Genomic DNA, 25,451 nt, shown 5'->3' on the forward strand with positions numbered 1-25,451 from the left:
GATTAGTCAGGGACATGCTGCAACGCCGCGCCGGTTCAAGAGGCGGGATATGGATAAACTGCTGCGCCGATTTCTTGGGCTCTGAGATGGATGGTGCCGCCAGTTCCTATACCCGCCCCGCCAGCGCCAGATAGGTCGAAATCGTCAGCACGGAAAGCACTGTCGAGGTAAGCACGACGCGGCCCGTGAGGCTTGCCTCGCGGCCGTAGAATTCCGCCAGCATGAAGGGGCCTGTGCCTGTCGGCAGCGCTGCGAGCAGCACGGCGGTATGGGTCGCAGCCGGCGGCAGGTTGAGGAGCGGTGCGGCGATCAGCCAGGTGACGGCGGGCTGGGCGATCAGCTTCAGGCCGACGAGAATGCTGGCTGTGGTCGCCCGGGCGCCCGCTTCGCCAGCCTTGGTGCCGGCCAGAAACAGGCCGAGCGCGATTAGCGCGCAGGGGGAGGCTGCCCCGCCCAAGAGCTTCAGGAAGGCATGGATGGGGGCTGGGAGCGCCACACCCGAGAGCATGACCAGCGCGCCGAGCACGGGGGCGACCAACAGCGGATTTTTCGCCAGCGAACGCGCCGTCTTGAGCGCGATATCTCGCCGCCGGGTTTCGGATTGCAGCCCGCCTTCGATCAGGATGATGGCGACGGCGAAGAGTACGCAGACGGTGAGGATGGTCGAGATCAGCGTCGGTGCCATGCCGGTGTCGCCGATCAGTGACAGGACGAGCGGAAAGCCGATGAAACCGGTGTTGGCATAGCTCGCATTCAGCCCGTCTATCGCGGCATCCGCCAGATGCCGGCCCCTGGCGACGCGCCAGAAGAGCGTGGCCCCGAAGATGACGGCGCAGCCGGCGGTAAACGCCAGGATGAAGCCCGGCTGCCAGATCTCGGCGGGTTTGGCATTGGCCATAATATCGAAGAGGAGCGCGGGCAAAGCGAGATAGACGACCAGCCGGTTGACCTCGCGCGTGGCATTTTCGCTGAGCGCCCCGGTCTTGCGGGCGATCCAGCCGGCAAGGATGAGGGCGAAGATCGGCAGGACAATCGAAAGGTTCGTCAGCATGGGCAAGTCTCACTTGAGGGCGATGATTGCCTAGCGCCTGAGATCGAGATAATCCAATGTCATCTGCAATGCTGATTGATACTTCTGGGGTATCGAATGGACACACGCCATATGCGCTATTTCGTGGCGCTGGCCGAAACGCTGCATTTCGGCCATGCGGCTGCGCGCATGAACATGAGCCAGCCGCCCTTCAGCCGGCAGATATCAGGGATCGAAAATACGCTCGGCGTGCGGCTCGTCGAACGCAATTCGCGCAATGTGGCGCTGACGCCGGCCGGCCGGCATTTCCTGGCCGATTGCCGCACCGTGCTTGAACGCTTCGATGCTGCCTGCCGCGATGTGCAACTGGTCGCCAGCGGCATGAAGGGTGAGTTGAAGCTCGGTTTCATGATGCATGCCGCCCATAGCGTCATCCCGGCGTTGGTGCGGCTTTATTCGCAGGCGCGTCCGGATGTGCGGCTGATCCTGGAGGAGCGCATACCCACCGATATCGAGGAGATGCTCACCGAAGGCAAACTCGATGCCGCCGTCACCTTCGGCGGCGGTCCCGCACCGCATCTGCGCACGCTGCTGCTTGCCCGTGACCGGCTGTGCCTGATCGTGCCGTCAGGCCACCCACTGGCCGAGGCCGAAACCATCGGGCCGGAGTCGCTTGCGGGCGAAAAACTGATCGCCGCGCCCGCAACCGTGGCGCCAACACTGCGCTCGGCGATCAGCCTCTATTGCGCTGCCGGCGGCGTCATCCCGCATTTTGCCTTCGAGCCGCGCCTGCAGCACACGATCATCCGGCTGGTGCAGGAGGGGCTGGGCGTGGCGCTGATCCCGCAATCGCTTTGCAGCGATCTGGCGGAGGGCGTGGTGTACCGGCGGCTCGACAATGCGCCGGAATTCGATGTCGTGCTCTGCGCCTCGCGCACGGCGAAGAACCCGGCTGTGCCGCAGTTGTTCGAGGTGGCAGCCGGCGCGGGTGTCGAGGGGCGGGTGTGATGGCGTTTACGGTCCCAGACCCTCACCGGGCGACGGGGACCTGTTCTTAGCCCAAGGCGGCGTTGATCACGCTCGGCACGCATTTGCCTTGCCGGATCAAACGTTGCCGAAACTCAGAATTTCAGGTCGACGGTGGGAAAGAAGGCGTCCTTCGGCGGATCCTTGTCGGCGCATTCCACGCCCTTGATCAGCGCGCCGCCGCTATCGCTGAGGATTTCGCCCTCCTGATCGTTCCAGACCACGATTGCTTCCGGCGTCATCCCCTTGAAATCAACTTCCGGACCGGGCGTTACCCGGCCTTCCTTATTTCCATCCCACCAGAAAAGCTTTGGTGGCGGGTTGCCGCCATCTGGCTCGGAGCCTGCAAGGACGAGATATCGGTTGCCGACCAGCGCGATGTCACGCACGCCGCGGCCGGTCGTTCCCGGTCCATCGGAGAGGTCCATCATGACGGGAGGGGTAATTTGCGCAGATCCCACGTCGCCGGTACCCAGTTTGACCAGTTGCATCGGATTGGCGAGTTCGAGCACAATGGCGCGATTATCGGATAACGGTCCCCGCAGGCCGATCAGGAGATGCCCTTCGGGTGTCGCTGCCAGACCTTCGATGTTGAGATGGGTCTTCAAACTGTCTTCGCTGCTGCCGAGTGCTGCGGCCATGTCCGCACGAAGATTGCGATAGACTTCGCCGGAATTGGACAATGTCCCGTCGGCGGATACGGCGGTTGCCAACAGTTCCTTGCGCTTTTTCTTGTCTTCCCCACTGCTGTTGAGCGAATGGGATGTGAGCCAGAAAATCGTGTCGCCGACACGGGCGCTGCCTTCGATGTCAGTTACATCATCGACAGCGAATTTTGTCACCGGTTTCGGCTTTCCCCGCTGATAGATCATGATCGCGGAGAAATCGTCGCTTGCGACGGCCACATGAGACTTATCGACCAAGGCTGCGGCCGAGGCCTCGCAAATGCCTCGGTACGCGTGGTGCGCGGCATTGGCTGTCAGCGGACCAACGAGTGAGGAGAACACGGCCAAGAGGATCACGCGGCTGCTATTGCTCATGCGACAAGCGCCCGTCTCGATGCGCAACCTCCCGGTGAGGTGGCAATATGCAAGTAAACTATTGCAGAAGGTGCGCGTCAAGATAATTTTAGTAATAAATCATATGTAGTCCATTTTGCGTGGTTATATAAATTTATAGTAGTCTATTTTTCAGGAATAAAATTCATCTTCATGGATTTGTTTTGCAGAATGTTTCGGTCAGTCAGCTTTGATGGTCTATGAATGTGCGGATCCGATACTTTTATTCTCTAATGGATTTCACCTGTTCTTTCGGGTCCCGGCAGCAACGGGTCAGGGCTGAAAACTGAAGCTGTGCCGAGTGACACCCCCTCTGTCCTGCCGGACATCTCCCCCACAAGGGTGGAGATCGACAAGCGGCCTGACCTTCGCCCCTCTCTACCGTTTCGCCGGCCGCAACGCTGATAATTTGAGGAAACCTGCGCTCCTAGCCAATCTCCCTCCTTGTGGGGGAGATGCCCGGCAGAGCAGAGGGGGTGTCCCGCGCGCTGTGACTCACCTTATCCCAGCAGCCCCAGCCTCCGCCCCTCGGCAGCGGCCTGTCCCCTCGATTTTGCGCTCAGCTTGGCAAGGATCGAGGAAATATGATGATCCACCGTCTTGGCCGATACGAAGAGGCGCGCGCCGATCTCGGCATTCGAGCGACCCTCGTCGATCAGGCGCAGCACGTCCATTTCCCGTGTCGTGAGGCCGGCGGCGTTGGCCTGGGTGCTGGCCCGTGGGCCGCGCGTCGCAAGCCGGCCGCTGCGCCTGCGGATCAGGTCCTTCACGTGGGTGATAACGGCAGTGGCGCCGAGGGCTTCCAGCGTCGTCAGGGCGCGGTAGAGCGCGTCATTATCGCCGTCGAGCAGGGCAAGGGCGGCGAGATAGGGCGCGCGGCGGTCGGTCCAGATATCGGCGGCCTCCTGCCAACGGCCGTTGAGCATGGCGATGACGGCGGCGTCGCCGCTGGAGTCCTCAGGCGCAAGGCCGGTTTCACCCAGAATATGCGCCCAGAAGCCGATCATCGAGCCGGCGGCGTCGTCGCTGCAGAGGGAAGCGGCCTGCCGCAGGCCGGCGAGCGCTTCCTCCCGGTCGCAGAGGCCGAGCCAGGCGCGTTCGGCCACCAGCGCGGCATGGGCGGACAGGCGTTGGAATTCGAAGGTGTTTTCGAGGAATTTCGCCATTTCCTGCAGCAGTTCGCCTGATGTCTCGCCTCGGCGCGTTCTGAGCGTCGCCAGTGCCACGAGCGAGGGGTATCGGGAGAGCGCGGGGGCATTCTGGTTGTCGACCACGGCCTGCGCTGCTGCGGCTGCCTCCTCCCAGCGGCCGAGGAAGGTCAGTAGTTCCGCGAGCTCGCCGCGCATATAGTCGCGCCAGGTATCGAGGTCATGCTCGATGCAATAGGCAATGCCGCGCGCCAGCACATTTTCGGCGGCATCGACCGCGTGGAGCTGGATTTCCACCCACGCGCGGTTGGTGAAGGCGCGGGCCGCATGCTCCTGGAAGCCATGGTCGAGGGCGATTGCAAGCGCCTGATCGAGCGTTTGCCGGGCGCGCTCCGGCTCCCGCCAGCAGATGGCGGTGCCGACATTGTTCAGCGCATGACAGAGGACCTCGGGCCTGGCGATATCGTCCGATGTCATGAGCGCGATGGCGCGCTCGCCGTAGAGGGTTGCGGTCTCGGCATCGCCCGCCAGCATGCCGAGCTGCGAGAGGTTGGAATAGCCCATGGCGAGCTCGGCCGGGCTTGCTGCCTGCTCCAGCACCTCAACAGCCTCGCGGCCGAAGGCATCGGCGCCCTTGCGGTCTCCGGCGAGATAGCTCAGCCGCGACAGCCAGCGCAGGTTGTCGCCGACATGCCTGATATCGCCGAGCGCCCGATAGAGCGCAAGCGCGCTGGTCTGGGCGGCGATGGCCCGTTCCATCTGGCCGGTCAGGTGGCATTCGAAGGCATAGCCCTCGTAGAGGCAGGCGCGCTTCGCATCGCTTAACTCGCCGGCATGGACGAGCGCCAGCTCGTAATGGCGCATCGCCTGCCGGTGGGCGCCGAGCCTGCCGGCCTCGGCTGCGGCCTTCGGGGCGAGCTCCGAGATCGCGCTCATGTCCTGCGCCTCATTGGCATGGTGGACCATGCGCGCGACCGAGGCCTCGGCACGGTTGCGGAAATAGGCAAGCGCCTTTTCATGCAGCGCCCGACGGCGCAAAGGCGGCAGCGATTGCTCGACAGCCTGCCTGGCGATCTCATGGCGGAACATGAAGAGATTGCCCCCCGGGCCATTACTTGCGGGCATCAGAAGTCCGCAGGCCGTGCAGGCTTCAAGCGAGGCGCGGGCATCGCTGCCGCAGATCGCCTCGATCAATTCAGACGCAAAGGCATCGGGCGAGGTGGAGGCGGCCCAGAGCGCCTCCCTGTCAGCCTCGTCAAGGATATCGGCCCGCGCCAGCACGGCATCGCGGATGGTTGTCGGCAGATGGTCGCGGCTGAGTGGCGGCAGGCAATCGCTGCCGGCGCAATCCACGAGCTCGCTGACGAAATAGGCATTGCCGCCGGTGGCGCTGAAGATCGCCTCGCCATCGAGCCCCTTCCGGTCCGCAAGCTCCAGCACGGCGGCTTTCGACAGCGGCGGGACAGTGATGCGCAGCCAGTGGGCGGGGGGAATATCGGCGAGCAGCCGCCTGAGCCGCGTCTGGCCCGGCGTATCGTCATTCCGCGCGGTTGCGACCAGCAGCAGGCATGTGTGGCGGATGCGGCGGCCGATATAGCGGATGAGGTTCAGCGTGGCGTCGTCGGCCCAGTGAATATCCTCGATGACGAGCAATGTCGGCTGGAGCGCCTCGGTCAGGAGATCGAGCACTTCGGAGAAGAGGGTGATCCAGTTGCCGCTGGAAGCCCTTGTCAGCGTCCAGCGGGCTTGCCGGGCAATATCGCGCCAGGGCCCGAGCGGCTCGGCCGTACCGAAATTCTCGCAGGCGCCGGAGAGAACGCGGGTACCTTCAGGCACGGCGCCGGCGAAGGCTGCGGCGAGGGAGGATTTCCCCGCACCTGCTTCCCCTTCGAGAAGTACGACCCTGCCATTGCCGTTGGCGGCCTCGCGCAACAACGACTGAAGATGATCGAGATTGGGGGCGCGCTCGATTAGTCGCATGGCGGATTATTGCCAGCATCGTTGCCGGCTGGGAATAGGAACGTGCCAAAATAGGGCGGCGAGCGCCAGAAAATGGGGAGATATCCCGATGCGCCGACCCCGGCATCGGCCTAGCGTCGGTCTCGTCAACAAGGATGCGAACAGGAGGTCGCCATGCCCAGATATCTTATCGAACGCAACATTCCCGGTGCAAGCAAGCTCACCTCGGAAGACCTGTGCAACATTTCCGCAAAGTCGAACCAGGTCGTGGCCGGCCTCGACCGGCCCTATACATGGATCACCAGCTATGTCGCCGGCGACAAGATCTACTGCGTGCATGAGGCCGACAGCGCCGAAACCGTCTACCGCCACGCCCGGGAAGGCGGCTTCCCGGCAGACCTGGTGAGCGAGATCGCCTCGGAATTTGGACCCCAGACGGCTCGGCAGACCGCCCGCGCATGAGTTACCACGCCGGCCGCAACGCGAGGGGCGGCGGCCGGCGCTCACCTCGTTCCCTCCTCGGGTAAGGCTGGGGAGGGAATGGGGGGACGGGAGAATTATTTGAACGACCGGGCTGATGGTCGACGCTTTGGACCCGGACGATACCTGACAGTTTTTATTGCGTCGTGTGTTTTGTTGTTTTGATCTCGGGCGTCCTTGCAGGGGCGAGGGGGACATCCCTGAGAATGCCGAGGTCGTGTTGGATCTCCTTCTCCCGGCGGGAGTTTGAAGGACGGATCGAGACCCGTGGCTCGACAACGGTCAGGTGAGCCGAAGGCCGTACACATCTTCGAATCCTTTCTCTACCTCTTTCCTTCCATCGATCCCCCATCATCTCAGAGGTCAGCGTTCAATCTTGACGAAAAGAGCATATGCTCCTACGTTTACCTTAATAGGAGCATATGCTCTTATTTGACCGCAAAACCGCATCAGCACGTAAAAGCAGGAAACCATGTCACACGATAAACATGACCGTCATCCCTTTCTGGACGACCTGACCGCCGACGCCGAGCTCGTCAGCTCCGTGCTGCGCGGACCCGTTGTCGGCCGCGACGAGATCACGCTCGCCGTCAATACCGTCGGCACCTTCTATGCCTTGCAGACGCCGACCTTCTTCGAGGTCGTCGGCTCTCGGCTCTTCCTCGAATATGAAGCCGTTCTGGTGAGCGGTGAAAAATTGACCGCGGCTGTCATCGTCGATCGCAACCCGGACGGATCCGTGCCGCACGTCAGCGTACGCATGAGCCCGCTCGGCTCCGTCCTGTCGCTTGCCGCCGGCCTGCGAGAGGCGCTCTCGGCAAAACTGCCGGAGCATTTATTTCTCTGAATCGCAGTCACCCGCCGGACCGGGCGTGCAGAATGCCGCCTGATCCCGCCTTTTCAAAGGATATGAGCCATGGATATCGCTAACAGCACAGTCTTCATCACCGGCGCCAATCGCGGCCTCGGCCTTGCCTTCGCACGTGAGGCCCGCCGCCGCGGGGCAGCCAAAATCTATGCTGGCATGCGCAACACCGCTGGCTTCAATGAGCCCGATATCATCCCGATCAGGATCGACGTCACGGACAAGGCATCGATCGCCGCCGCTGCCGGACTCGCCGCCGATACGACGCTGCTGATCAACAATGCCGGCATCGCAGAGCTGATCGACGGCCCCCTGTCTGGTGATGTCGAAGAACAGTCGCAGCGTCTCTTCGACGTCAACTATCATGGCGTCGTGCGTGTCACCCGGGCCTTCGAGCCGATCCTTTCGGCGCAGCCACAGGCGGCCATCATCAATGTCCTCTCCGATATCGTCTGGCTTCCGCGCCCTATCCTTACCCCTTACGCAGCATCGAAGGCTGCTGCCTGGAGCTACACGAACCAGCTTCGCTTTCACCTGCGCGAGAAAGGCATCCAGGTGCTCGGCCTGCATGTCGGCTTCGTCGATACGGATCTGACCGATGGTATCAACGTGCCGAAGGCAAGTCCGCAGGATGTGGTGCGCCAGACCTATGACGCGCTTGCCGCCGGCAGGAGCGAAGTCATGGCCGATCGCGGCACGACCGTGCTGAAGAGCACGCTTTCGGCCGAGGTGCCTGGCTATATCACACCGCCTGAAGGCGTCATCTGACGCCGGCTATCGCGACGATGCCATTGAACCATTATCGGCGCGGAGCTTTTCTGAGGGCCGCGCCCATGGCACCTATGAGGCGGGAATCGAAAGGAATATGCGATGTTGTTGGCCGACCAGCCGCTTGGGATCGATCAGTGCACCTGTTCTGCCATGAGAAAGGCAAGCCGCCAGATCACCAGGCTTTACGACAGCCACCTCGAACCCGTCGGCCTGCGCATTACCCAGTTCCTGATGTTGGCTGCCCTGGAGGAAGCCGGCGGTGCCACCGTGAACACGCTTGCCGAACGGCTGGATATCGAACGGACGGCCATGGGCAAGATGCTGGGCTTCCTTGAACGCGACGGCTTTGTCGCGATCAGCCAGTCGCCCGCCGACGGCCGGGTGCGGATCGTCGAAATCACCGACGAAGGCCGGCTGCTGCACAAGAAGGCAGAGCCGCTCTGGGAAGCGGCGCAACGTGAATTTGAGGAGCTGAACGGGGCTGCGAATATTGCGGTGCTGCGTCAGAGGCTGAGGGATATCGTCGTTGGGGATTTGGCGGCGGAGGCTTCAGGGGGATGAATTTTCAGGTGCGGGTGTGTCTCCCTCGACGATGGAGAGGCTGACACTCACCCTTGCCAGCCCGCCGCAGCCCACGCTATACATCCCGCCGATGGGGATGGAGTGCCCCCGAAACCGCCAAAAGGCTGATGACTCCTACCGTGTTTAACCGCGGTGGGAATCTGTCCGGAGCCCGCCGCAAGGCGGGTTTTTTATTGCCCGTCCGAGAGTTTTGGAGCGAGCATGTCCTTCAATACCTGCCTTATCGTCATGGCCGGCGGTGCGCTCGGCACCTTCGCCCGCTATGCCGTATCGATCATCGCCATGCCGATCAGCCGGGATCTGCCCTGGGGCACTGTTATCATCAATGTCACGGGCTCGCTGATCATCGGCCTGTTCAGCACGCTGACGCTCGCCAATGGCCGCTTTCCGGTGTCGGACAATATGCGCCTCTTCGTGATGATCGGCCTCTGCGGCGGCTACACGACCTTCTCCTCCTTCAGCCTGCAGACACTCGACCTGCTGCGCTCGGGCGCGGCGGTCAGGGCCTGCATCAATGTCGCGGCTTCCGTCGTGCTCTGCATCGGGGCGGTGGCACTCGGGCATCTGATCGCGACGCGGATCAATGGCGGGGTTCCGCAGGTGGCGCAGACGGCGATCGAGGAGCAGGCTTGAGGTGGGATCGTCTGCGGACCAAAGACTCCAAAAAGTTTATCGCCGGGGCTGCGAGGATAAGTACTCCAGGGTAAACACACCTTGCAGCAACAAGACACGAGGCGAGCGGGCGATGGAGATGCAGCTCCTACAGGTGCAGGACAGAAACCAGTGGCAGGACTATCACGCGATCAGGCGTCACGTTCTCTTCGAACTGCGCGGCCAGTCTGACTATGATGAGATGCATCCGGACGAGCATCGAGAAAATCACTTTCCCCTGCTGTTCATCTGCGACGATGTCCCCGTTGGCACCGTCCGGCTGGATATCGGGCCTGTGCACGCCGACCCCGGAACCGTACGGCTCGTCGCGATCGTTCCGCAGTATCAGCGGCAAGGAATTGGTAGGGCCATGATGCACGCGCTTGAACGACTTGCCGCCGAGAAAGGCCTTACGCGGCTGGAGGTTCATGCCGCACCGGATGCCGTGGCCTTCTACAAAAAGCTCGGATGGCTCCTCGTCGATGTGGACAGAGCCACTCCGCTCCTTACAAAGCAAATTTCCTGACATGGCTGCAGCAAAGCCGACGTCTGCGCAAGGCGAAATGCGCTCCATGGCGCGAATCTGAAATCGGGTAGCTGCCGCACGCGAGATTTCTTGCGCTCGGCAACGCCAAAATGCTGGCGTAGCTTTGGGTATCGACGCCAACCCTAACCTCCCTCATTCCTGTTTCCTCGTGCTGACACGAGGGCACAGAGATGAGGGAGGTGGAGGAGCAGGGCGGTGCCGCTAGTCCTCCCTTGCAGGGAGGGGTCGTCACGAAACACCTCCGTCACAGCACCGGCCGAATAAACATCCCGCCGAATCTTCCGTCTGCAGCCAGCGCGAAACTCCATTCGAGGTGTCCGTTGTCGAAGGTCACGTCGTAGACATCCCAGCCTTCCGCCGTCACGCCCTTGAAGGATATGTCCCTGAGCGGCCCCATTCGATCGAGGTCGGCCTTGATCATGGCGGATTGTTCGCGAGCTGCGGCGGCGAGCGGCGGGCTCATCCGCTCATAGTCGGGTTCGCCGCGTTGGTGCTCTTCGATGACCCGCTCCAGCAGTGCCCTGCTGTTTTCCACCGGTCGCTTGTCGCGGATGCGCGCGGCAAGCGCCTCTTCCAGATCGGTCGCGGCGCGTTCGTCCATGCGGGATGCTTCCAGTTCATAGCCGTTCTGGTGCAGCACGAGGCCGGTGACAGCGCCGCTTTCGTCGCGGGTAAAGGTGATCTGCGCCTGAACCGCCTTGTAGAAGAAGCGGTCGATATCTTCGGCGAAGATTTCGAGCTCCGGCTGGCCGGTCAGCCGCGTGAAGAGCCGCCCGTCGCGCAGGCCCACCACATAGGCCGACGTGCCCAGATGATAGTGGCCGGCATAATCGGCATAGAAGGCAGGGTCGATCTTCTGTTCGGTGCGCGGCCGTGCCTGCTCATAGCGGCGCCAGGCGATGGCATCGGCTGAGGTGTCGGTCATGTTCGTGTCCTTTGCGAGCTTCAGCAGTTCATCGATCGAAAGAATGTCGCCTGCGGCCATCTTCGCCCGCAGCGCGTCGATGACGGCGAGGCTGCGTTGCGTGCGGGTCAGCTGGTCCTGCAATGCGAGGTTCTGCATGGCGAGCATGCGGTCGAGATCGGTCGCGTGGCCGGCGAGCAGCCGGGCGATGTCCTGCAGGCTGAGCCCCAGCCGCTTCAGAGCCAGGATCTCGGTGAGCCGCGCAATTTCCCTGGTGCCATAGAGCCGCCAGTTCTTTCCCGTGCGCGGCGGCCGGATGAGGCCGGCCTCTTCATAGAGCCTCAGCGCACGCACCGTCATGCCGATCCGCTCGGCACATTGCGCTGCCGTCAGCCAGCTCTGTTTTCCTGTTTCGGCGTCCATCAAGCCTCCCGCGATGTCTCGGAACCCTTCTAAGCTATGACGCTGGGTCCGGCTCAAGAGGTTTTTCGCGGTTTTTTCGGTTTCGGCTTGATGCTTATTGCAGGCGGCTGAGAAGTCGCTCGGAACCGGGCCACAGCATCGGCCCGAAAATCGGAATCGATCTTTGGAAGCCTGATGCGTCGATTTAAAGAGTTGGAGCGTCGGTGCGGCGAATGGCGCAATGCAGGGGGAAAGAGATTATTCTGCCCATGGGAAAACCCATGACAGGTGCAATCGATCCGCCGGGTATGCCGCCCGGCGGATCGAGCGGCCGTTAATTCCCTGTCGAGGTCGGGGCGGAGTAAGACAGGGATTCACGGATCTGGTCGATTTTGCCGTCGGCGTCACCGACGCCGAGGATGGTCTTGGCCTCGCCGAGGACTTCCGGGCTCACTTCGCCGCTGCGCGTTGCGGAAGCCAGCGCATCCTCCAGTGCCGCATCGCCGAGGACCGGATCGTCGACGGAAGGCTCGATGCCGTTGTCGAGTTCAAACTGGGCATAGGCAACCGCGTAGGCAGCGATCGCGGTCATCTTCGGATCGGACGTGTGCAGATAGGCCTTGTAGCTGCGGTTGAGAGAGTTCAGGCCCTTGAGCTCGGAGGCCAGGTTCTTTTGCTTGATATCGGCTGCGGCGTTTTTCGCGGATAGTGACTTCACCTTCGCCTCACCGGATTTGCCCTTCGCTCCGCTCCCGGATTTCGAACCGTCGCGCGATGATTTGCCGGTCTGGGAACTGCCGGTCTGGTGGCCGCGATTTTCGTGACTGCTGCTTTGTCCGCCGCCATTACCGCCACCATTGCTGCTGCCGCTACCGCCGCCATTGCCTCCGCCATTACCGCCGCCGTTGCCACCACCGTTTCCTCCGCCCTTTGCCATGGCGGCACTATCGAAGCTGGTGATCGCCAGCGGGCTGGAAGCCATGATCATTGAAAGCGCAGCTATGGACGCAAAAGTTGCGAAACGCATCCGTCTCTCCCTCCCAGGATATTTCATCGAAAGTCATGGGATAGCCAACTCGGGAAGGCGGCCATCACGATCACGATGTTAGGTGCGAAATGCGGAGCGTGCATCGGACCGAGGTCCGGCATCCGCCGGACTATGGTCCTAGAGAGCGGGAGATGGTTAACAGGCCTCCCGGCCGGCCGGCAGGTTGCCGATCCGGAATCGGGTGGCCGCCGCTTCTCATATTTCCTACCCCTCCATGACCACGAAACAGGAGGTTTGGACATGGAACTGGAAGACAAGGTGATCGTCATCTCCGGCGCAAGCAGCGGCATCGGAGCGGCCGCCGCCCGGCTGTTTGCGGCCAGGGGCGCGAAGCTCGTGCTCGGCGCGCGGCGGGCGCAAAACCTCGACGCGCTGGTTTCCGAGATCAGTGAAAGCGGCGGCACGGCCGTGTCTCTGGCCGGTGATGTGTGCGAAGGAGCTTACGCGCAGGCGCTCGTCGATCGGGCGCTCGATGCCTATGGCCGGCTGGACGGCGCTTTCAACAATGCCGGCATCGTCGGCGAGATGGGCGCGTTTGCCGAGATGAGTGTGGCCAATTGGGAGGCTGTGATTTCCACCAACCTGACGAGCGCGTTCTTTGCGCTGAAGGCGCAGCTGCCCGTGATGAAAGCGCAGCGCAGCGGCTCGATCGTCTTCACCTCATCCTTCGTCGGATACAGCAATGGCGGCCTGCCCGGCATGGGGGCTTATGCGGCCTCCAAGGCGGGCCTGATCGGCCTCGTGAAATCGGTCGCCGCCGATTACGCGGCCGATGGCATCAGGATCAACAGCCTGTTGCCGGGTGGAACCATCACGCCGGCGGGCGGCGAGAATAACCCTGAATTCCTCGACTATATCTCGAGCCTGCATCCGATGAAGCGGATGGCCGCGGCGCAGGAAATTGCGCAGGCGGCACTCTTCCTGCTGTCGGACCAATCGAGCTTCATGACCGGCAGCCCGATGATCGTCGATGGCGGCATGTCGGTTCGGCTGCTTTAGCAGAAGTGGCCTCGGGCGATGTTGCGCCGCCCGAGGCGCGGAATTTCGCGGCCGTCCCGGAGGGTCACGTCCCAGAGGGTCACCGGCGCTTCACGCCGCACTCGATTCCTGACATATTTGCAGGGAGACAGCCAACCGTCGTGGATATTGCGTCATGAACTCGCAGACACGTGAAAAAAGCACCATGCGCGCACCTACCGGGTCCGTTACAGGGCTTTGCTCTGCGTCCGCCACCATGTTTGCAGTCGGGATGGCCTTTCTGGGTTACTGGGGGGTCTATGAACAGGGGACTTGGCGTGCAATCGATTATCTTGTGATGATTGTTGCTGTCATCGGATTTGCGGCACTTGGCTGCGTGCCCTGGATTGTGACCACACCTGTCGCGGAGGATGAGGCAGACAAAGTCGTCGTCGCCAGGCGAGCGATGGCACTGGGAACGGCGTTAATCTGGATGGCCGTCTGTATTACCGTATTTGCCTGAGTTGCCCTGTGTGACCCCAACCGCAAAATGGATTCATTTGAAGCGATAGGGCCCTAACCGCCGGCGGCGAGAATAATCCTGAATTCCTCGACTATATTTCGAGCCTGTATCCGATGAAGCGGATGGCTGCGGCGCAAGAAATTGCGCATGCGGCGCTCTTCCTGCTGTCGGACCAATCGAGCTTCATGACCGGCAGCCCGATGATCATTGATGGTTCGGCTGCTTTAGGGGTGGGGTGGTTCTGCTCTATCGCGGCAGCAGATTTTCACGCTTGGCGAGCGCGATCAGGGCAGGCGTTATCTCTCCGTCGTCGACCTCATAGGTGAGGGCAGAAAGTGCCTCGTCCCATGCGCCCCATTCGCCGCCAAAATTCAGCACCCGCCGCTTCTGCATGTCGGTTGGATAGGGCTTGCTGAACATGTCGATGCCGCGCTCGATAACATCGGCATGTGTGGTCAAGCCGAGTTCGCGCAAGGCGACTGCGACATCGGGGGCATAACCGCCGGACGAATTGAAGAAGAATTGATGGACGCCGCCATTCAGCATCTCGGCGTTGAAATAATCGACGACGTAGATCTGCTTCAGCGCTTTTGGAAGGCGATCGATCTCGGCGTCCTCCATCGCATTGAGTTTTCCCGTCAGGTAGCTGAGCCGGTCTTCGTCACCGATCTCAGCGCGCGCCTTGGCGGACCATTCGACGAGATCAGGTGTACGCTCGACATAACTGCCGATGGCGCCCGGAAGCTCAGTCATCTCGCCGAAGGCGGCATCGAGCGCGGCAAAATCGGCGTCCTCACTTTTGGCTGCGAGGTCGCGCACTGCGGCAAAGGCCTGCGCCTGCCGCGTCAGGCCGGCCGCTGTCAGCGCCTGCAGCACCGCATCCGCGTTGCGTGCCGGGTCTGATTTTTTGCTCATCTCGGTCATCTCGTGCAGCGTGTCGTCGCTGACGGACTGGCCCTGGGCGACCAGCAGTTTTTTGGCCTCCTCCTGGATCTTGCGCGCCTCGGCAATCGTGGTGAAGAAGCGATGCAACTCGCCGCCCGGCACCACATAATGCAGGTATGAGAGCCAGAAGAGGTTACGCACGTCAGGCTCCAGCCTGCCGATATCGGCCAGTATCGGCCCCTTGTCGTCATCATATTTCACCCGCATGATTTGCGGCAGGAAGGTCGTCTCGATGACGAATTCGGTGGACATGGTCGTCAGAGCCTGCAAATCGCGCGCCTCCGGTTGCGTTTGATCGGATGCCGCCGAAGCTTTCGCCACGATCGCGCTGGTGAACAGAGCGGCAAGCAAAAGACTGGCATATTTCATGGATATTTTTTCCCGTGGCGCGGGTAAATTTGGCGGAGCATTTGCAGAGTTCAAGCCCGTCGGGCGCGCAAGGGAGGAGAAGGATGAATATCCCGTGACCGACCTATGGCGGTAGGGGCTCACCGCATCATGATGAGGAAGTTTCGCTTGGAGTACACTGAACAGATGGCGCTCAGGAGGAATGTTTTTAGTTTTGTAGTCGCGATCACAGTTGTTTTTGTTTTCACGAACGCTGGCCTTGGGCAGATCGCCGTTCAGTCCTCCAATGCCTTGGCGACTGCCAATGATCGGAGTACCGGAGTCATGGTTCGAGGCATCGAAGCCGATGATCTTCGCAGCCTTAACCTTTGGACTGGTGTGGCGTCGGCCGATTTTGCCGCAGGTCGTCATGCTGTTATCGGCCGGCAGGTGGCCGATGCGCTTGCCGTCAAGGTCGGTGATCAGTTCCTTCTGATTGATCCTCAAGGCACGCGGACTGCGTTTGGTGTTGCGCCAAGAACGGCGACCTTTAAGGTCGCCGCAGTCATAGAGCTCGCGCCATCTGCCGAGGCGACCATCACCGTTTACGTCTCGCGCAGAGGTCTTGAGGAGCTATCCGGCGGTGCACCTTGATGTGAACTGGATATCAGCCACCGGAAGCAATCGCAGGGCGGCGCCTTCTCTAATCGGCGTGTCGAGGTCAAGCTCTTTTCGAGCTTCGCGGGCCGGTTCCGGCGGGGGAGTGAAATCGAAAAATGGCTCGTCGCCCGCAATCGACCCATAGCGGCCAATCGTCGCCCATTGATCCGGCGGCCAACCATCGTCTCGTTGTCGGCCGGAAATGCGCCCTCCGGCGCTAGGACGACAAGTCATAAGCGAATTCGGCATTGTTTATTACTGTAACGTACTTGCGCATTCGCGATTCAGGCGCACCATCCTCCCTCACGATTAGTATTGAGAGGGAGGAAATACCATGAACATAACAAAACGCGATTTCACGAAGGGCATGATTCTGGCTGCGGGGTTTGCGGGGTTCGGCTCCGCGACGAGTCAAGCTGCGGACGCCATTGAGGCTGAAGCGCGTGCCATCGCCAAGGAGGCCTATATTTACGGCTTCCCGATGGTCGACAACTACCGCGTCCAGCACGCTTATTTCGTTGACGCCAAGAACCCCGAATACAAGGGACCCTGGAACCAGCTCGTCAATATCCCGCGTGTCTATACGCCAGCCGACACGGCGATCCAGACACCCAACTCGGATACGCCCTACTCGATGATCGGCATGGACTTGCGTGCCGAGCCGATGGTGCTGACGGTGCCGCCAATCGAGAAAAACCGCTATTTCAGCATTCAGTTGATCGACGCGTACACCTTCAACTTCGACTACATCGGCAGCCGTGCGACTGGCAACGATGGCGGGAGCTTCCTCATCGCCGGACCCGGCTGGAAGGGCGAGACGCCACAGGGCATCAAGAAGGTCTTCACCTCGGAAACCGAGCTTATCATCGCAGCCTATCGTACGCAGCTTTTCAACCCGGAGGATCTCGACAACGTCAAGAAAATCCAGGCCGAATACAAGGCTGAGCCGCTTTCCAAATTCCTCGGCCAGCCCGCGCCAGAAGCCGCTCCCGTGATCGATTTCATCAAGCCGCTGACACCGGACGAAGAGAAGACCTCACCCGAGTTTTTCAACATCCTGAACTTCATCCTGCAGTTCTGCCCGACCGATCCGTCCGAGACCGAGCTGATGGCGCGTTTTGCCAAGATCGGGGTCGGCGCAGGCAAGACCTTCGATGCGAACACGCTTTCACCCGAAATGAAAAACGCCATCGAGCAGGGAATGGCCGACGCCTGGGCCGATCTCGCTGCTTTGCGCAAACGCGTTGACGCTGGCGAAGTGACCTCCGGCGATATGTTTGGCACACGCGAGTACCTGAAGAACAACTACCTCTACCGCATGGCGGCTGCTGTGCTTGGTATCTACGGCAACTCCAAGCAGGAGGCGATGTATCCGATATATGCCGTCGATTCCGATGGGAAGAAACTTGACGGGGCAAACAAGTACACCGTGCACTTCGCGCCTGAGATGCTGCCGCCGGTCAACGCCTTCTGGTCGCTGACCATGTATAACCTGCCGCAGAGCCTGCTCGTCGCCAACCCGATCAACCGTTACCTGCTCAATTCGCCAATGCTGCCGCAGTTTGTCAAGGATGCCGATGGCGGGTTGACATTCTACGTCCAGAACGAATCCCCCGGCAAGGACAAGGAAGCCAACTGGCTGCCTGCGCCCAAAGGACCCTTCTTCATTGCGATGCGCCTCTACTGGCCGAAGCAAGAGGCACTCGACGGTACGTGGAAGCAGCCGCCGATGACGCCGACGGCATAGGAAAACAAATCACGGAACTGTTGCCAAAGCGGTCTTCCCCGAGGCCGCTTGTGGCGCATTCCAGCCGACATCGCCTCCCTTTCACTTGTACTGCGTTCAACGTCTTTCGCGGCCCGCGCTTCTCTCCGGGATCGGCACTCAGCCCTCCCACCGTGGGGTTGCCATGCCGTTTCGCGATGTTCATGGCCCATGCCTTGAGCCAGCACCATTTCACCACACGCGTCAGCATGGTCTGCGCCGCCTCATACAGAAGCCTGCGCATCATGGCATCGCCGCATAGGGAGACATGACCGATCCGCTTGCTTTCGCCGGACTGGTTGAGCACCGGCGTGAGCCCCAATACAACTCCCACCGCTCGTGAATGACGAAACCGGCTGGGAATGTCGATGGTCGAGACATAAGCGGGCGAGACAACCGGCCCGACTCCTGGCACCGTCATCAGACGCTTGCGGTGCAGAACCTGCGTCTCCCGTCCGCCGCGGCTCTTGGGTACGAGATGGTGCTCGTCCCGCTGTTCTTTCGGAACGACCCGGCCGCAGAGCGGGCAGATATCAGGCCTCGGTGCCTCATACCAGGAGGTGACGTCTTGGTTTCTCTTTCGCGCCATCAGGCAAGATTAGCCGCAAGCCGGACCGGCAGGCAACCGGCCATTACCAGCCGTCGCCGCGCTCGATTGCCTCGATGAATTCCTCGAAAGAACGGCCGAGAACGCGCACTTCGTTCCGCCAGTCTCCGGCAAAGACGAAGGGAATGGAGACATAATCGCCCTTGACGAAGCCATAGGCCGTCGGCCCACCATTCGAGCCGATCAGCAGCTGGTCGTCGCGAAACTCGAAGATCTCGTAGCCGTCAGCCCCGGAGAGTTCCGCCGCACTCCACAGGATCAGATAGCCCTGGCCGACCTCGCCGTTGAAGCCGTTGGAGGAGGCGAGGAAGGCCTTGATCTCCGCCGGCAGGATAATCTTCAGTTTCGCCTCGCAGGCGGCGATATCGGCCGGGCTTGCGCCCGGCAACTGGCAGCCGTCGCCAAATTTCTCCAGCATCAGCAGGCCCATTCGAGCTTCATCTCCTTGAGGTCGATCTGGGCGATGCCGTCGCCGAAATTGAAGCCGCCGAAAATCTCCGAGATCTCGATGTAGAAGGGCGAGAAATCGGGATAGCCCTGCATGGGAAACATCGTGCCGCCGAGATGGGCGTGCCAGTCCTGAAAGCGCTCCAGCCCCAATTCCTGGCCTTCCTCCGAATAGGCGGCGATATAGCCGCTGAACTCATTTTCGTGCCTGAATTCGCGCGCCGGCTTGCCGACATTCGGATCGTCCTCGCGCAAGGTGATCTCGATCGGCCAGCCGTAATCGAGCGCTTCTGTTCCCGGCAAGTTCTTCCAGCCCCTCGGGGGCCGGGCTGCCGCCAGAAGCTCGTTGACGGCAAGTCCGCCGGGCGAAAAGACGTTCTTTGCCTGCTGCTCGGCTACCGTCCTCGGCAGGTTGAATTCGCCGAAATAATCGAGCGGCGATTTCGAGAGCCAGCCGGGAACAGGGGCGCCCTCGATTGCAGGCGGGGCGCCGAGAGGGGCCGCAAATTCCTCATCCGTCAGCCAGAAGAGAGTGTAGCTGTTGTCCATGAATTCCATGTCGAAGCGGCGCGGATCGACCCGCCGCGCGCCCGCTCCGGCATTCCTGCTTGCCGGCGGCGTTTCCCATTGCTCGTCGACGAAGAGCGAGATCGCTACATAGTCATTGCCGAGCGTGCGATATTGCGGCGGCAATCTTACCGTGAAGGCGTGGCGAAGCGGCATACCGTTGGTGGCGCTGATCGGCCACCTCCCGGCATCGATGCCGGGCGGGCGGCCATAGCACCAGCCGTTCTCGGGTCGCCTCGCGAGATTGACGGGGTCGGCGAGCGTCAGGTCGTAGGCCTCGGTGAGATCTGGATCGGCATATTTATAGGGTCGTTCCGGATAGATCGCCGTCGGGTCCGTGAGGCTGATCATCCTGACGACATCCTCCTTGATGGCGACGCCGAGCTCCAGCGTATCCGAGAGGTTCATCTTCAGAATGGTCCAGCCATATTCTCTCTCTCGTCGGAGATGCGCTCGGCGCCGGGATAGAGCCGATGCAGTTCGCCCGCCGGCATTCCCATCCTGACGCCATGGATTGGCCCCGGAAGATCGAAGGGGGCGCGGAAATAAACCTCGCCGAGCCTGCCATCGGCGGTGATGCGCGTGCCGAATTCCTCGATATGCAGACGGCCTTCCGCCTGGATGCCCGGCTCCTTCCAGTTCGCCCCCAAAGCCGCCTTCAGCTCCTCCATAGATACACCCGGCTGCATCGGCGCCAATCTCGCATTGTCTATCGGCATGCGCGTCCTCTCTCGCTGATAATCCCGCGCAAGAGATAGGACGGGTTGGAGACAGGGCAATGACCGCTATATCCTGCGTCGGGCACCAGGCGGTATTGGGTCCGCTTCGGGGAGCGGGGAATGACCGACACCGGGCGGAAGCGAGAATTTCCGATCGCAATGTCGGATCGGCGAGATCAGGCCCGTCCTCGAGGCATTGCCAAAGTTCAATCCAAAGGAGGATCAACATGCCGAGCACAATCAAACTTCACCGCGTCCTGGCGACCACCCCGGACAAGGTCTATCGCGCCTTCCTGGAAGCGGACGCCGTGGCCAAGTGGCTTCCACCAAACGGCTTTACCTGCACGGTCCATCATCTGGAGCCTATTGTCGGCGGAACGCACAGGATGTCTTTCCGCAACTTCACGACCGGCCACAGCCATTCCTTCGGCGGCGAATATCTGGAACTCGTTCCCGGCCAGAGGCTTCGCTATACTGACACGTTCGACGACGCCAACCTGCCCGGCGAAATGGACGTGACCGTGACCCTGACGAAGGTCTCGGTCGGCACCGAACTCCATGTGGTGCAGGCTGGCATCCCGGATCTCATCCCGGCGGAGGCCTGCTACCTCGGCTGGCAGGAATCGCTGCGCAATCTCGCCCGTCTGGTCGAGCCCGATATCCAGCAATAAGCGTCAGAACCCAAGGGGAGGCCCGGGTCTGAGAACTGCTTTCAGCCCCGGCCTTTCTGTGTTGGTGCATCCGGTCGTCCCGGGAAATGGCCTGTCTATTTTCTCCCAATTGCGAAAGCCGCTACGCAATGCGCAATATAAGAGGAACGAAAGGGTACGCCATGGCATCAGGCAGCATTCACGTGAAGGTCAGCGGGCAACTCCAAGACCACGTTCAGCAGCAGATCGGCGAGGATGGACTTTATGAAGACGCGAGCGAATATATCCGCGCGCTGATCCGGCGTGATCTGCAAAGCTGCAAGGATGCATGGGAAAGCCTGCAGAAAGAGCTTGGCCCAGCCATGCGCGCCGATGATAGCGAATTTGTCGCGGTGTCGGCTGAGGATGTCATTCATCGCAACAAGCGCCGCTGATGATGGCGACTTACCGGTTCGACGCCCGGCGGATACTTTTCAGGACAAGATTTGACGCGACCCGTGGAAAATGGGGCGAGGCACAGGCTGTTGCCTACAAGCTTTCAATTCGGAGACATAGAGCCAACCTTTAAACCGTGTCGCGGTCTTTCAGCCATGCTGTCAGGCCTCTGGGCAGACGCCGGAGCACATTTTACGGAGCCGGTCGACTTCGATTTCTTGATGGCAAGGGCCGTCGGGTGGGGCACACGTATCGAGAACAACACAGAATGGGGCAGGGCCTGTAGGCGGCCTGTCGCGGAACCGTTTCTACCATATCAAAGTATGGTTTCTCCCGTCGGAATATCTGCCAGGATCGCCGCGTGAACCTGATGGCGGAGAGTATTTCGATGAAGAAGATTATCGTGATGTCGTTGACGGTTGGTTTGGTTACCGGCTTGATCGGTTACAATGCCAGTGCGTCCGGAGAGACCGATAAGGGGCGCACCCCGGTCCTGACTGAAATGCCTGGCGGCTACCGCGACTGGCCGCTCATCGCCGTGGCGCACGAAGAGGGTAAGCTCAACGATCTCAGAGCCATCCTGGGCAACGATATTGCGATCAAAGCCTTCCGGGAAGGGGCCGCTACCTATCCTGACGGCACCATCATTGCCCGCCTGGCTTGGGACTATCACCCGCTTGAAGAAAGCAAGGAAGCCTTTGGCGCACCCCAGTCATTCGTCTCGGGGTCGCCCAAGAACGGTGTGCAGTTCATGATCAAGGACGCAAAAAAGTATGCTTCGACCGGCGGCTGGGGATATGTCGAATTTGACGACGGTAAACCCTCGAGCACCGCAATGCCCGAAGCATGCTTTTCCTGCCACTCGATCGTCAAGGATCGCGACTTCGTGTTCAGCCGATACGCACCCTGACAGGGGCATCTGTCCTGAAATTGATTATCCGCTATAAAGCATCCATGCTGCGCATAAGGGCGTCCGGGCGGCGCAGTCGAGGTTGGATATGAAGTTCGCCGCTTGTCTTTTTGCCATATGGTCGTTGTGCAACGCCTTTGCGCCGCCGCTGATGGCAGCGTCCGCTCCCATCCTGGTGACGGCGCAGGGTTGCGGCGATTTTCTGGCGCAGATGCAGAAGAAGCCCGATCATGCGGAATTTGCCGGGTGCAGCTACGCCCCGGATCGGCAGGGCAAACCGCTTGAGGCGACATATCGCGTATCCGGCCGGGATGCGGCTGCCACCGAAGCCTATCTCATCAAGACTGTGGGTTTGAACCGCCTCAAACGCTCCTGCTGCCTATGGGATTCTCCCGCCAGCCAGTTCCGTGATGCAATGGGCCGTGACTTTTTGATCTCCATGGTCTCGGAGGAAACCATGGTTAACAGCCGCAGCGAGTGGCACCAGATCACCGTGTTCGGGATCACGGTGGAGACGTTTACGGAAGACATGTGAGAAAGCGGCGCGAAGCGGATCGCAATCCGCAGAACCGCCGTGTCGGACCATCATTCGATCTGCATATCCAGCTGCTGCGCGATGGTTTCGTAGTGGCGGGACGAGGCTGCATTCCCCTGTTTGGCGTATAGCCCGGCAACTTCCCGCGCGGCCTTTGCTGCTGCGCGGAACGCGTCCAGCCTGACCTGAGGTTCCAGTTCCGCATCGCCGCCGATATCGCCGTCCTTGAAGCCGCCGACACGATAGCCTTCATTGTCGATCACGCCGATGACGGGCACTCCGGCTTGCATTTCCCCGTAGAAAGCGGGGCCGGCGCGATCGCCATCGCGGCGACGCAGCATTCCCGATCCGGAAGCCTTATTTCCCAGGCATGCGCCGGTCCAGTATGTTGGGCCCGTCGTCAGGGATACAGGAGACACGAATTCGCAATGGCTGGCCGGATCCTTGGACCACGTCAGGCCGCCGGCTGGTTCCTGCGCTTGCAGAGGCAGAGTGCACCATAGAGATGCGACGACCGCCAGGGTGGCTACGACCTTAAGTGAGTTTCGCTGCTGCAACTTTGTTATCTCTTTTCTCTGATCCGGAGTGACCCAGTCCAACGTCTAGAGCATTTCCGTTTTTCCTCAAATCACGGAAATGCTCTATCTCCTTGTTTTCACACAATTCCGCACGCGAAACCGCTGCGCACTTTGCTGACTTCACGAGAACTCGGAAAGCTCCTTCAGCGCGTGAGCTGCGTTATGGTAACGTTCGACGAGCGCGCTGAATTCCGTGGCCTTCATACCGCGAATGCCCATTGCCCCGATGGTAACGACGCGTTGTTTGCGGTCGATCTTGCTGTAAAGCGCTCGCCACTTCTTTGCGGGAAGCGAGGCAGACGGGGCCAGCCAAAGGCGCAGCGCAAACCGGCTCGAGGCAAATACCTGATGGGCGGCGACATCGGTCCAGGCAACCGGCCCGTCGAGCATCGAGGCCCGCAACTCCGCCGGCGTCAGGACCATGAGGGGTTGAGCTGCCGATTTGTGAAGATAGAGCGCGTAAAGGCCGCAGCCGATGACGCCGGCTGCGGCGATACCGGATAGCAGTGTCCTGGCGAAATAATCCTGCGCAAAGCCGAGCTCCGCCGCAAAGACCGTAACCATCACTCCGAACCCTGCAAAGATGGCTGCGACGATCGCCATCGTCCAGATCATCGGCTTGACGTTATCGTAGAGGATCGTTTCGCCCGGCGCCGCGGCGGCGAGTTCTTCGAGCGCCTGCTGGCGAGCCGTGCGCAGGTCGCGCACCTGGTCCAGGTAATCGCCGCTCAGCTGGCTGCAAAGCGCTTTCCAATCCGAAAAGAGCTCGAAGGCGAATGTGAGGCCGGCTGGTTTTGGAGCGCGCGTGGCGAGGTCAAGCAGCCGTTTGTCGACCGTGAGCCCCATTGCCTGAATGCGCTGGACGGTCGGTGGATGCGTATCGGTCGGATGCGGCTGCCGATCTTCGAGCAGGGAGACCGGATCGGACCAGCCATGGAGACGAACGAGATCCGAGGTCTTGGCAACCAGGTCAGGCTCAGGCTCCGAATTTTCCGCAGCCAGCACTCGATTGGCGACGAGGCTGAAGACGTGATCGAGGGCGGGAGGGATCAGCCCGGTCCTGATGAGGGCAGAGGCCGCGCCGACGACGGAGCTGGATCGCGCGCCGCTTCGGTCCGCATCGAACTCGCGAATGCGGCTCCAATGGTTTACCGCATGGTCGAACTGCTGGAGGGCATGAAAGCCCAGCATGGCTGCCGGATACAGGACGAAGCTGCCGCCGTCGCCACGCTGCAGAGCTGAAAGCGATCGCCAGAGGCCGGCGTAGATCGGCGTGAACCTTTGGCTGTACAGCGTGTCCTTGCCGGAAAAATGCGCCAATTCGTGACCGATGATCGCCGCGACCTCCGGCTCGTCGAGCAGGTCGAGATAGGGAGCGGGCAGGTAGAGTGTTCGCCCGCCGATGACTTTATCTTCCGGCCAAAGCCGCAGTTCGCTTTCGGTGACGAAGAAACCGTTGGTGAGACCGACGACAACGGTGTCCGGCCGCACGGCTTTCTGCCGGTCGGCGAGATCGCGGACGAAGCGGAAAAGCCCCGGTGCATCGGCTTCTTCCACCCTGCGCCCGGAAACATCCATTGGCTGGGGAGCGAACAGCGCAAAGACGTTCCTGAGACCGCGCAATGCAAGGAAGGCGCTGTAGGCGGCAAGCCCGGCCAGGCCAAGGGCCAGGACGAAAAGCTTGGCGCTGCCGGACGAGAAGTCCGCCCATAGGCCCATGCTGATCGCTTCGAATACGGCTGCACCGACGATACCGATGCAAAATCCGATGACTAGGGCCGCAAGGACGAAAGGCAGAATGATGCGTAAGCGTCCGAAACTCCTGACCAACTGCTCCTGAGATCGCCGTGCTCTCAAGCCGCTGATGGTCGCCGTGGCAAGCCCGAGGATGCCGCTGACGAATGCCAGGATCGCGCCACCGATCGTGCCCCAGGGGAGCGGCCGGCGGATCGATGAAATCTCGAGATCCTGTTCTGCCTGGTCCAGTGCCGCCTCGATCTGCGGTACGGCGACCATTGCAGAGAGCGACCTCGGCCCCGCGTCTGACTGAAACGTCAGCATGGCTCCCGGTTCTGTTTCCGCGATTTTCCTGACCTGAGCGAGCGTTGCCTTGAGGTCTTCTGACTGCGCTTGCGATTGTGCGAAGATCTCGCGAGCCCGCTCGGCCTGCCATAGTCCGAGGCCAAACAGCATAGCTGGAACAAGGACCAGCCAGACCACAAGGCTTACATTTTGGGGAAGCTTGAATTTTCGCATTGTCCCTCCCTGATCGGGCGCCGGCCGACCAATAAGTAAACCAATAAAGTGCCTCGGATTATTCCCGTATCAATTGTACGGCGAGCAACCAATATCAAT

The 25,451-nt window shown here is 61.0% G+C and carries 25 protein-coding genes, 2 pseudogenes and 1 riboswitch; of the genes and pseudogenes, 15 read left to right on the forward strand and 12 right to left on the reverse strand.

Features of this window, described 5'->3' with window-relative positions; translation table 11 throughout:
* Positions 1–106 precede the first annotated feature (106 nt).
* Entirely contained in the window at positions 107–1,051 is a 945-nt protein-coding gene (locus ACR9ZQ_RS11885) for an AEC family transporter (protein WP_310386508.1), read from the reverse strand.
* A 96-nt stretch (positions 1,052–1,147) separates the two neighbouring features.
* Here ACR9ZQ_RS11885 and ACR9ZQ_RS11890 point away from each other — a divergent pair, with 96 nt between their 5' ends.
* Positions 1,148–2,038 (forward strand): LysR family transcriptional regulator, encoded by an 891-nt coding sequence (locus ACR9ZQ_RS11890; protein ID WP_481427870.1) that lies wholly within the window; start codon positions 1,148–1,150, stop codon positions 2,036–2,038.
* Positions 2,039–2,151: 113 nt separating this feature from the next.
* On the opposite strand, the gene ACR9ZQ_RS11895 is transcribed toward ACR9ZQ_RS11890, so the two are convergent.
* Together ACR9ZQ_RS11895 and ACR9ZQ_RS11900 are read right to left on the reverse strand one after the other, a co-directional pair.
* Positions 2,152–3,096: a DUF3616 domain-containing protein gene (locus ACR9ZQ_RS11895; RefSeq protein WP_310386504.1), complete on the reverse strand. Its 945-nt coding sequence runs from the start codon at positions 3,094–3,096 to the stop codon at positions 2,152–2,154.
* Between the two features lie 518 nt (positions 3,097–3,614).
* On the reverse strand, positions 3,615–6,242 hold the full coding sequence (locus ACR9ZQ_RS11900; protein ID WP_481427871.1) for an ATP-binding protein: 2,628 nt from the start codon (positions 6,240–6,242) through the stop codon (positions 3,615–3,617).
* Positions 6,243–6,395: 153 nt separating this feature from the next.
* Between ACR9ZQ_RS11900 and ACR9ZQ_RS11905 the strand changes: the two genes are divergently transcribed.
* The 6 genes from ACR9ZQ_RS11905 (at position 6,396) to ACR9ZQ_RS11930 (ending at position 10,096) form a co-directional block, all read left to right on the forward strand.
* Complete coding sequence (locus ACR9ZQ_RS11905) at positions 6,396–6,683, forward strand: DUF4242 domain-containing protein (protein ID WP_310386499.1); 288 nt, start codon at positions 6,396–6,398, stop codon at positions 6,681–6,683.
* Positions 6,684–7,173: 490 nt separating this feature from the next.
* Positions 7,174–7,548 (forward strand): hypothetical protein, encoded by a 375-nt coding sequence (locus tag ACR9ZQ_RS11910; protein ID WP_113324795.1) that lies wholly within the window; start codon positions 7,174–7,176, stop codon positions 7,546–7,548.
* Positions 7,549–7,617: 69 nt separating this feature from the next.
* The gene (locus ACR9ZQ_RS11915; RefSeq protein ID WP_481427872.1) at positions 7,618–8,334 is read left to right on the forward strand and encodes an SDR family oxidoreductase; all 717 of its coding nucleotides are present in this window, start codon (positions 7,618–7,620) and stop codon (positions 8,332–8,334) included.
* Between the two features lie 102 nt (positions 8,335–8,436).
* Positions 8,437–8,898, forward strand: coding sequence for a MarR family winged helix-turn-helix transcriptional regulator (locus ACR9ZQ_RS11920; RefSeq protein ID WP_481427873.1), 462 nt, complete (start codon positions 8,437–8,439; stop codon positions 8,896–8,898).
* A gap of 84 nt (positions 8,899–8,982) precedes the next feature.
* Positions 8,983–9,043: riboswitch (Fluoride riboswitch) on the forward strand.
* Between the two features lie 77 nt (positions 9,044–9,120).
* On the forward strand, positions 9,121–9,552 hold the full coding sequence (gene crcB / locus ACR9ZQ_RS11925; protein WP_481427874.1) for a fluoride efflux transporter CrcB: 432 nt from the start codon (positions 9,121–9,123) through the stop codon (positions 9,550–9,552).
* A gap of 112 nt (positions 9,553–9,664) precedes the next feature.
* Positions 9,665–10,096: a GNAT family N-acetyltransferase gene (locus ACR9ZQ_RS11930; protein ID WP_481427875.1), complete on the forward strand. Its 432-nt coding sequence runs from the start codon at positions 9,665–9,667 to the stop codon at positions 10,094–10,096.
* 265 nt (positions 10,097–10,361) lie between these two features.
* On the opposite strand, the gene ACR9ZQ_RS11935 is transcribed toward ACR9ZQ_RS11930, so the two are convergent.
* Both ACR9ZQ_RS11935 and ACR9ZQ_RS11940 read right to left on the reverse strand, forming a co-directional pair.
* A complete protein-coding gene (locus tag ACR9ZQ_RS11935) occupies positions 10,362–11,444 on the reverse strand; it encodes a MerR family transcriptional regulator (protein ID WP_481427876.1) in 1,083 nt (360 codons plus the stop codon).
* A 313-nt stretch (positions 11,445–11,757) separates the two neighbouring features.
* On the reverse strand, positions 11,758–12,450 hold the full coding sequence (locus tag ACR9ZQ_RS11940; RefSeq protein ID WP_481427877.1) for a hypothetical protein: 693 nt from the start codon (positions 12,448–12,450) through the stop codon (positions 11,758–11,760).
* Positions 12,451–12,711: 261 nt separating this feature from the next.
* Here ACR9ZQ_RS11940 and ACR9ZQ_RS11945 point away from each other — a divergent pair, with 261 nt between their 5' ends.
* The 3 genes and pseudogenes from ACR9ZQ_RS11945 to ACR9ZQ_RS11955 form a co-directional block, all read left to right on the forward strand.
* Complete coding sequence (locus ACR9ZQ_RS11945) at positions 12,712–13,470, forward strand: SDR family oxidoreductase (protein ID WP_481427878.1); 759 nt, start codon at positions 12,712–12,714, stop codon at positions 13,468–13,470.
* Between the two features lie 154 nt (positions 13,471–13,624).
* On the forward strand, positions 13,625–13,951 hold the full coding sequence (locus tag ACR9ZQ_RS11950) for a hypothetical protein (protein ID WP_113324786.1): 327 nt from the start codon (positions 13,625–13,627) through the stop codon (positions 13,949–13,951).
* Positions 13,952–14,019: 68 nt separating this feature from the next.
* Positions 14,020–14,277 (forward strand): annotated as a pseudogene (locus ACR9ZQ_RS11955) (SDR family oxidoreductase); the annotation flags it as partial.
* Here ACR9ZQ_RS11955 and ACR9ZQ_RS11960 read toward each other — a convergent pair.
* A complete protein-coding gene (locus ACR9ZQ_RS11960) occupies positions 14,198–15,655 on the reverse strand; it encodes a DMP19 family protein (RefSeq protein WP_481427879.1) in 1,458 nt (485 codons plus the stop codon). The pseudogene ACR9ZQ_RS11955 and the gene ACR9ZQ_RS11960 overlap by 80 nt on opposite strands.
* Before the next feature lie 562 nt (positions 15,656–16,217).
* Between ACR9ZQ_RS11960 and ACR9ZQ_RS11965 the strand changes: the two genes are divergently transcribed.
* Entirely contained in the window at positions 16,218–17,630 is a 1,413-nt protein-coding gene (locus ACR9ZQ_RS11965) for a DUF1254 domain-containing protein (RefSeq protein ID WP_481427880.1), read from the forward strand.
* Between the two features lie 160 nt (positions 17,631–17,790).
* Here the strand turns inward: ACR9ZQ_RS11965 and ACR9ZQ_RS11970 are convergent.
* From ACR9ZQ_RS11970 to ACR9ZQ_RS11985, 4 genes and pseudogenes are all read right to left on the reverse strand, one after another.
* Positions 17,791–18,078 (reverse strand): annotated as a pseudogene (locus ACR9ZQ_RS11970) (transposase); the annotation flags it as partial.
* Positions 18,079–18,280: 202 nt separating this feature from the next.
* Positions 18,281–18,685, reverse strand: coding sequence for an SMI1/KNR4 family protein (locus ACR9ZQ_RS11975; protein WP_481427881.1), 405 nt, complete (start codon positions 18,683–18,685; stop codon positions 18,281–18,283).
* Entirely contained in the window at positions 18,673–19,677 is a 1,005-nt protein-coding gene (locus ACR9ZQ_RS11980) for a DUF7256 domain-containing protein (protein WP_481427882.1), read from the reverse strand. The genes ACR9ZQ_RS11975 and ACR9ZQ_RS11980 overlap by 13 nt, the downstream gene beginning before the upstream one ends.
* A gap of 2 nt (positions 19,678–19,679) precedes the next feature.
* Positions 19,680–19,988: a DUF7256 domain-containing protein gene (locus ACR9ZQ_RS11985; RefSeq protein ID WP_481427883.1), complete on the reverse strand. Its 309-nt coding sequence runs from the start codon at positions 19,986–19,988 to the stop codon at positions 19,680–19,682.
* Between the two features lie 227 nt (positions 19,989–20,215).
* On the opposite strand from ACR9ZQ_RS11985, the gene ACR9ZQ_RS11990 reads away from it, so the two are divergent.
* From ACR9ZQ_RS11990 to ACR9ZQ_RS12005, 4 genes are all read left to right on the forward strand, one after another.
* Positions 20,216–20,659, forward strand: a complete 444-nt coding sequence (locus ACR9ZQ_RS11990; protein ID WP_481427884.1) for an SRPBCC family protein — start codon at positions 20,216–20,218, stop codon at positions 20,657–20,659.
* A gap of 161 nt (positions 20,660–20,820) precedes the next feature.
* Positions 20,821–21,072: a ribbon-helix-helix domain-containing protein gene (locus tag ACR9ZQ_RS11995; RefSeq protein ID WP_481427885.1), complete on the forward strand. Its 252-nt coding sequence runs from the start codon at positions 20,821–20,823 to the stop codon at positions 21,070–21,072.
* A 389-nt stretch (positions 21,073–21,461) separates the two neighbouring features.
* The gene (locus ACR9ZQ_RS12000; protein WP_481427886.1) at positions 21,462–21,983 is read left to right on the forward strand and encodes a cytochrome P460 family protein; all 522 of its coding nucleotides are present in this window, start codon (positions 21,462–21,464) and stop codon (positions 21,981–21,983) included.
* An 88-nt stretch (positions 21,984–22,071) separates the two neighbouring features.
* Positions 22,072–22,518, forward strand: coding sequence for a DUF4952 domain-containing protein (locus ACR9ZQ_RS12005; RefSeq protein ID WP_481427887.1), 447 nt, complete (start codon positions 22,072–22,074; stop codon positions 22,516–22,518).
* A gap of 50 nt (positions 22,519–22,568) precedes the next feature.
* Here the strand turns inward: ACR9ZQ_RS12005 and ACR9ZQ_RS12010 are convergent, their stop codons facing one another.
* A complete protein-coding gene (locus tag ACR9ZQ_RS12010) occupies positions 22,569–23,075 on the reverse strand; it encodes a hypothetical protein (RefSeq protein WP_481427888.1) in 507 nt (168 codons plus the stop codon).
* A gap of 141 nt (positions 23,076–23,216) precedes the next feature.
* Positions 23,217–25,352, reverse strand: a complete 2,136-nt coding sequence (locus ACR9ZQ_RS12015) for a M48 family metallopeptidase (protein WP_481427889.1) — start codon at positions 25,350–25,352, stop codon at positions 23,217–23,219.
* Positions 25,353–25,451 lie beyond the last annotated feature (99 nt).

The organism is Rhizobium sp. KNZ14-9A (genome assembly GCF_056755015.1).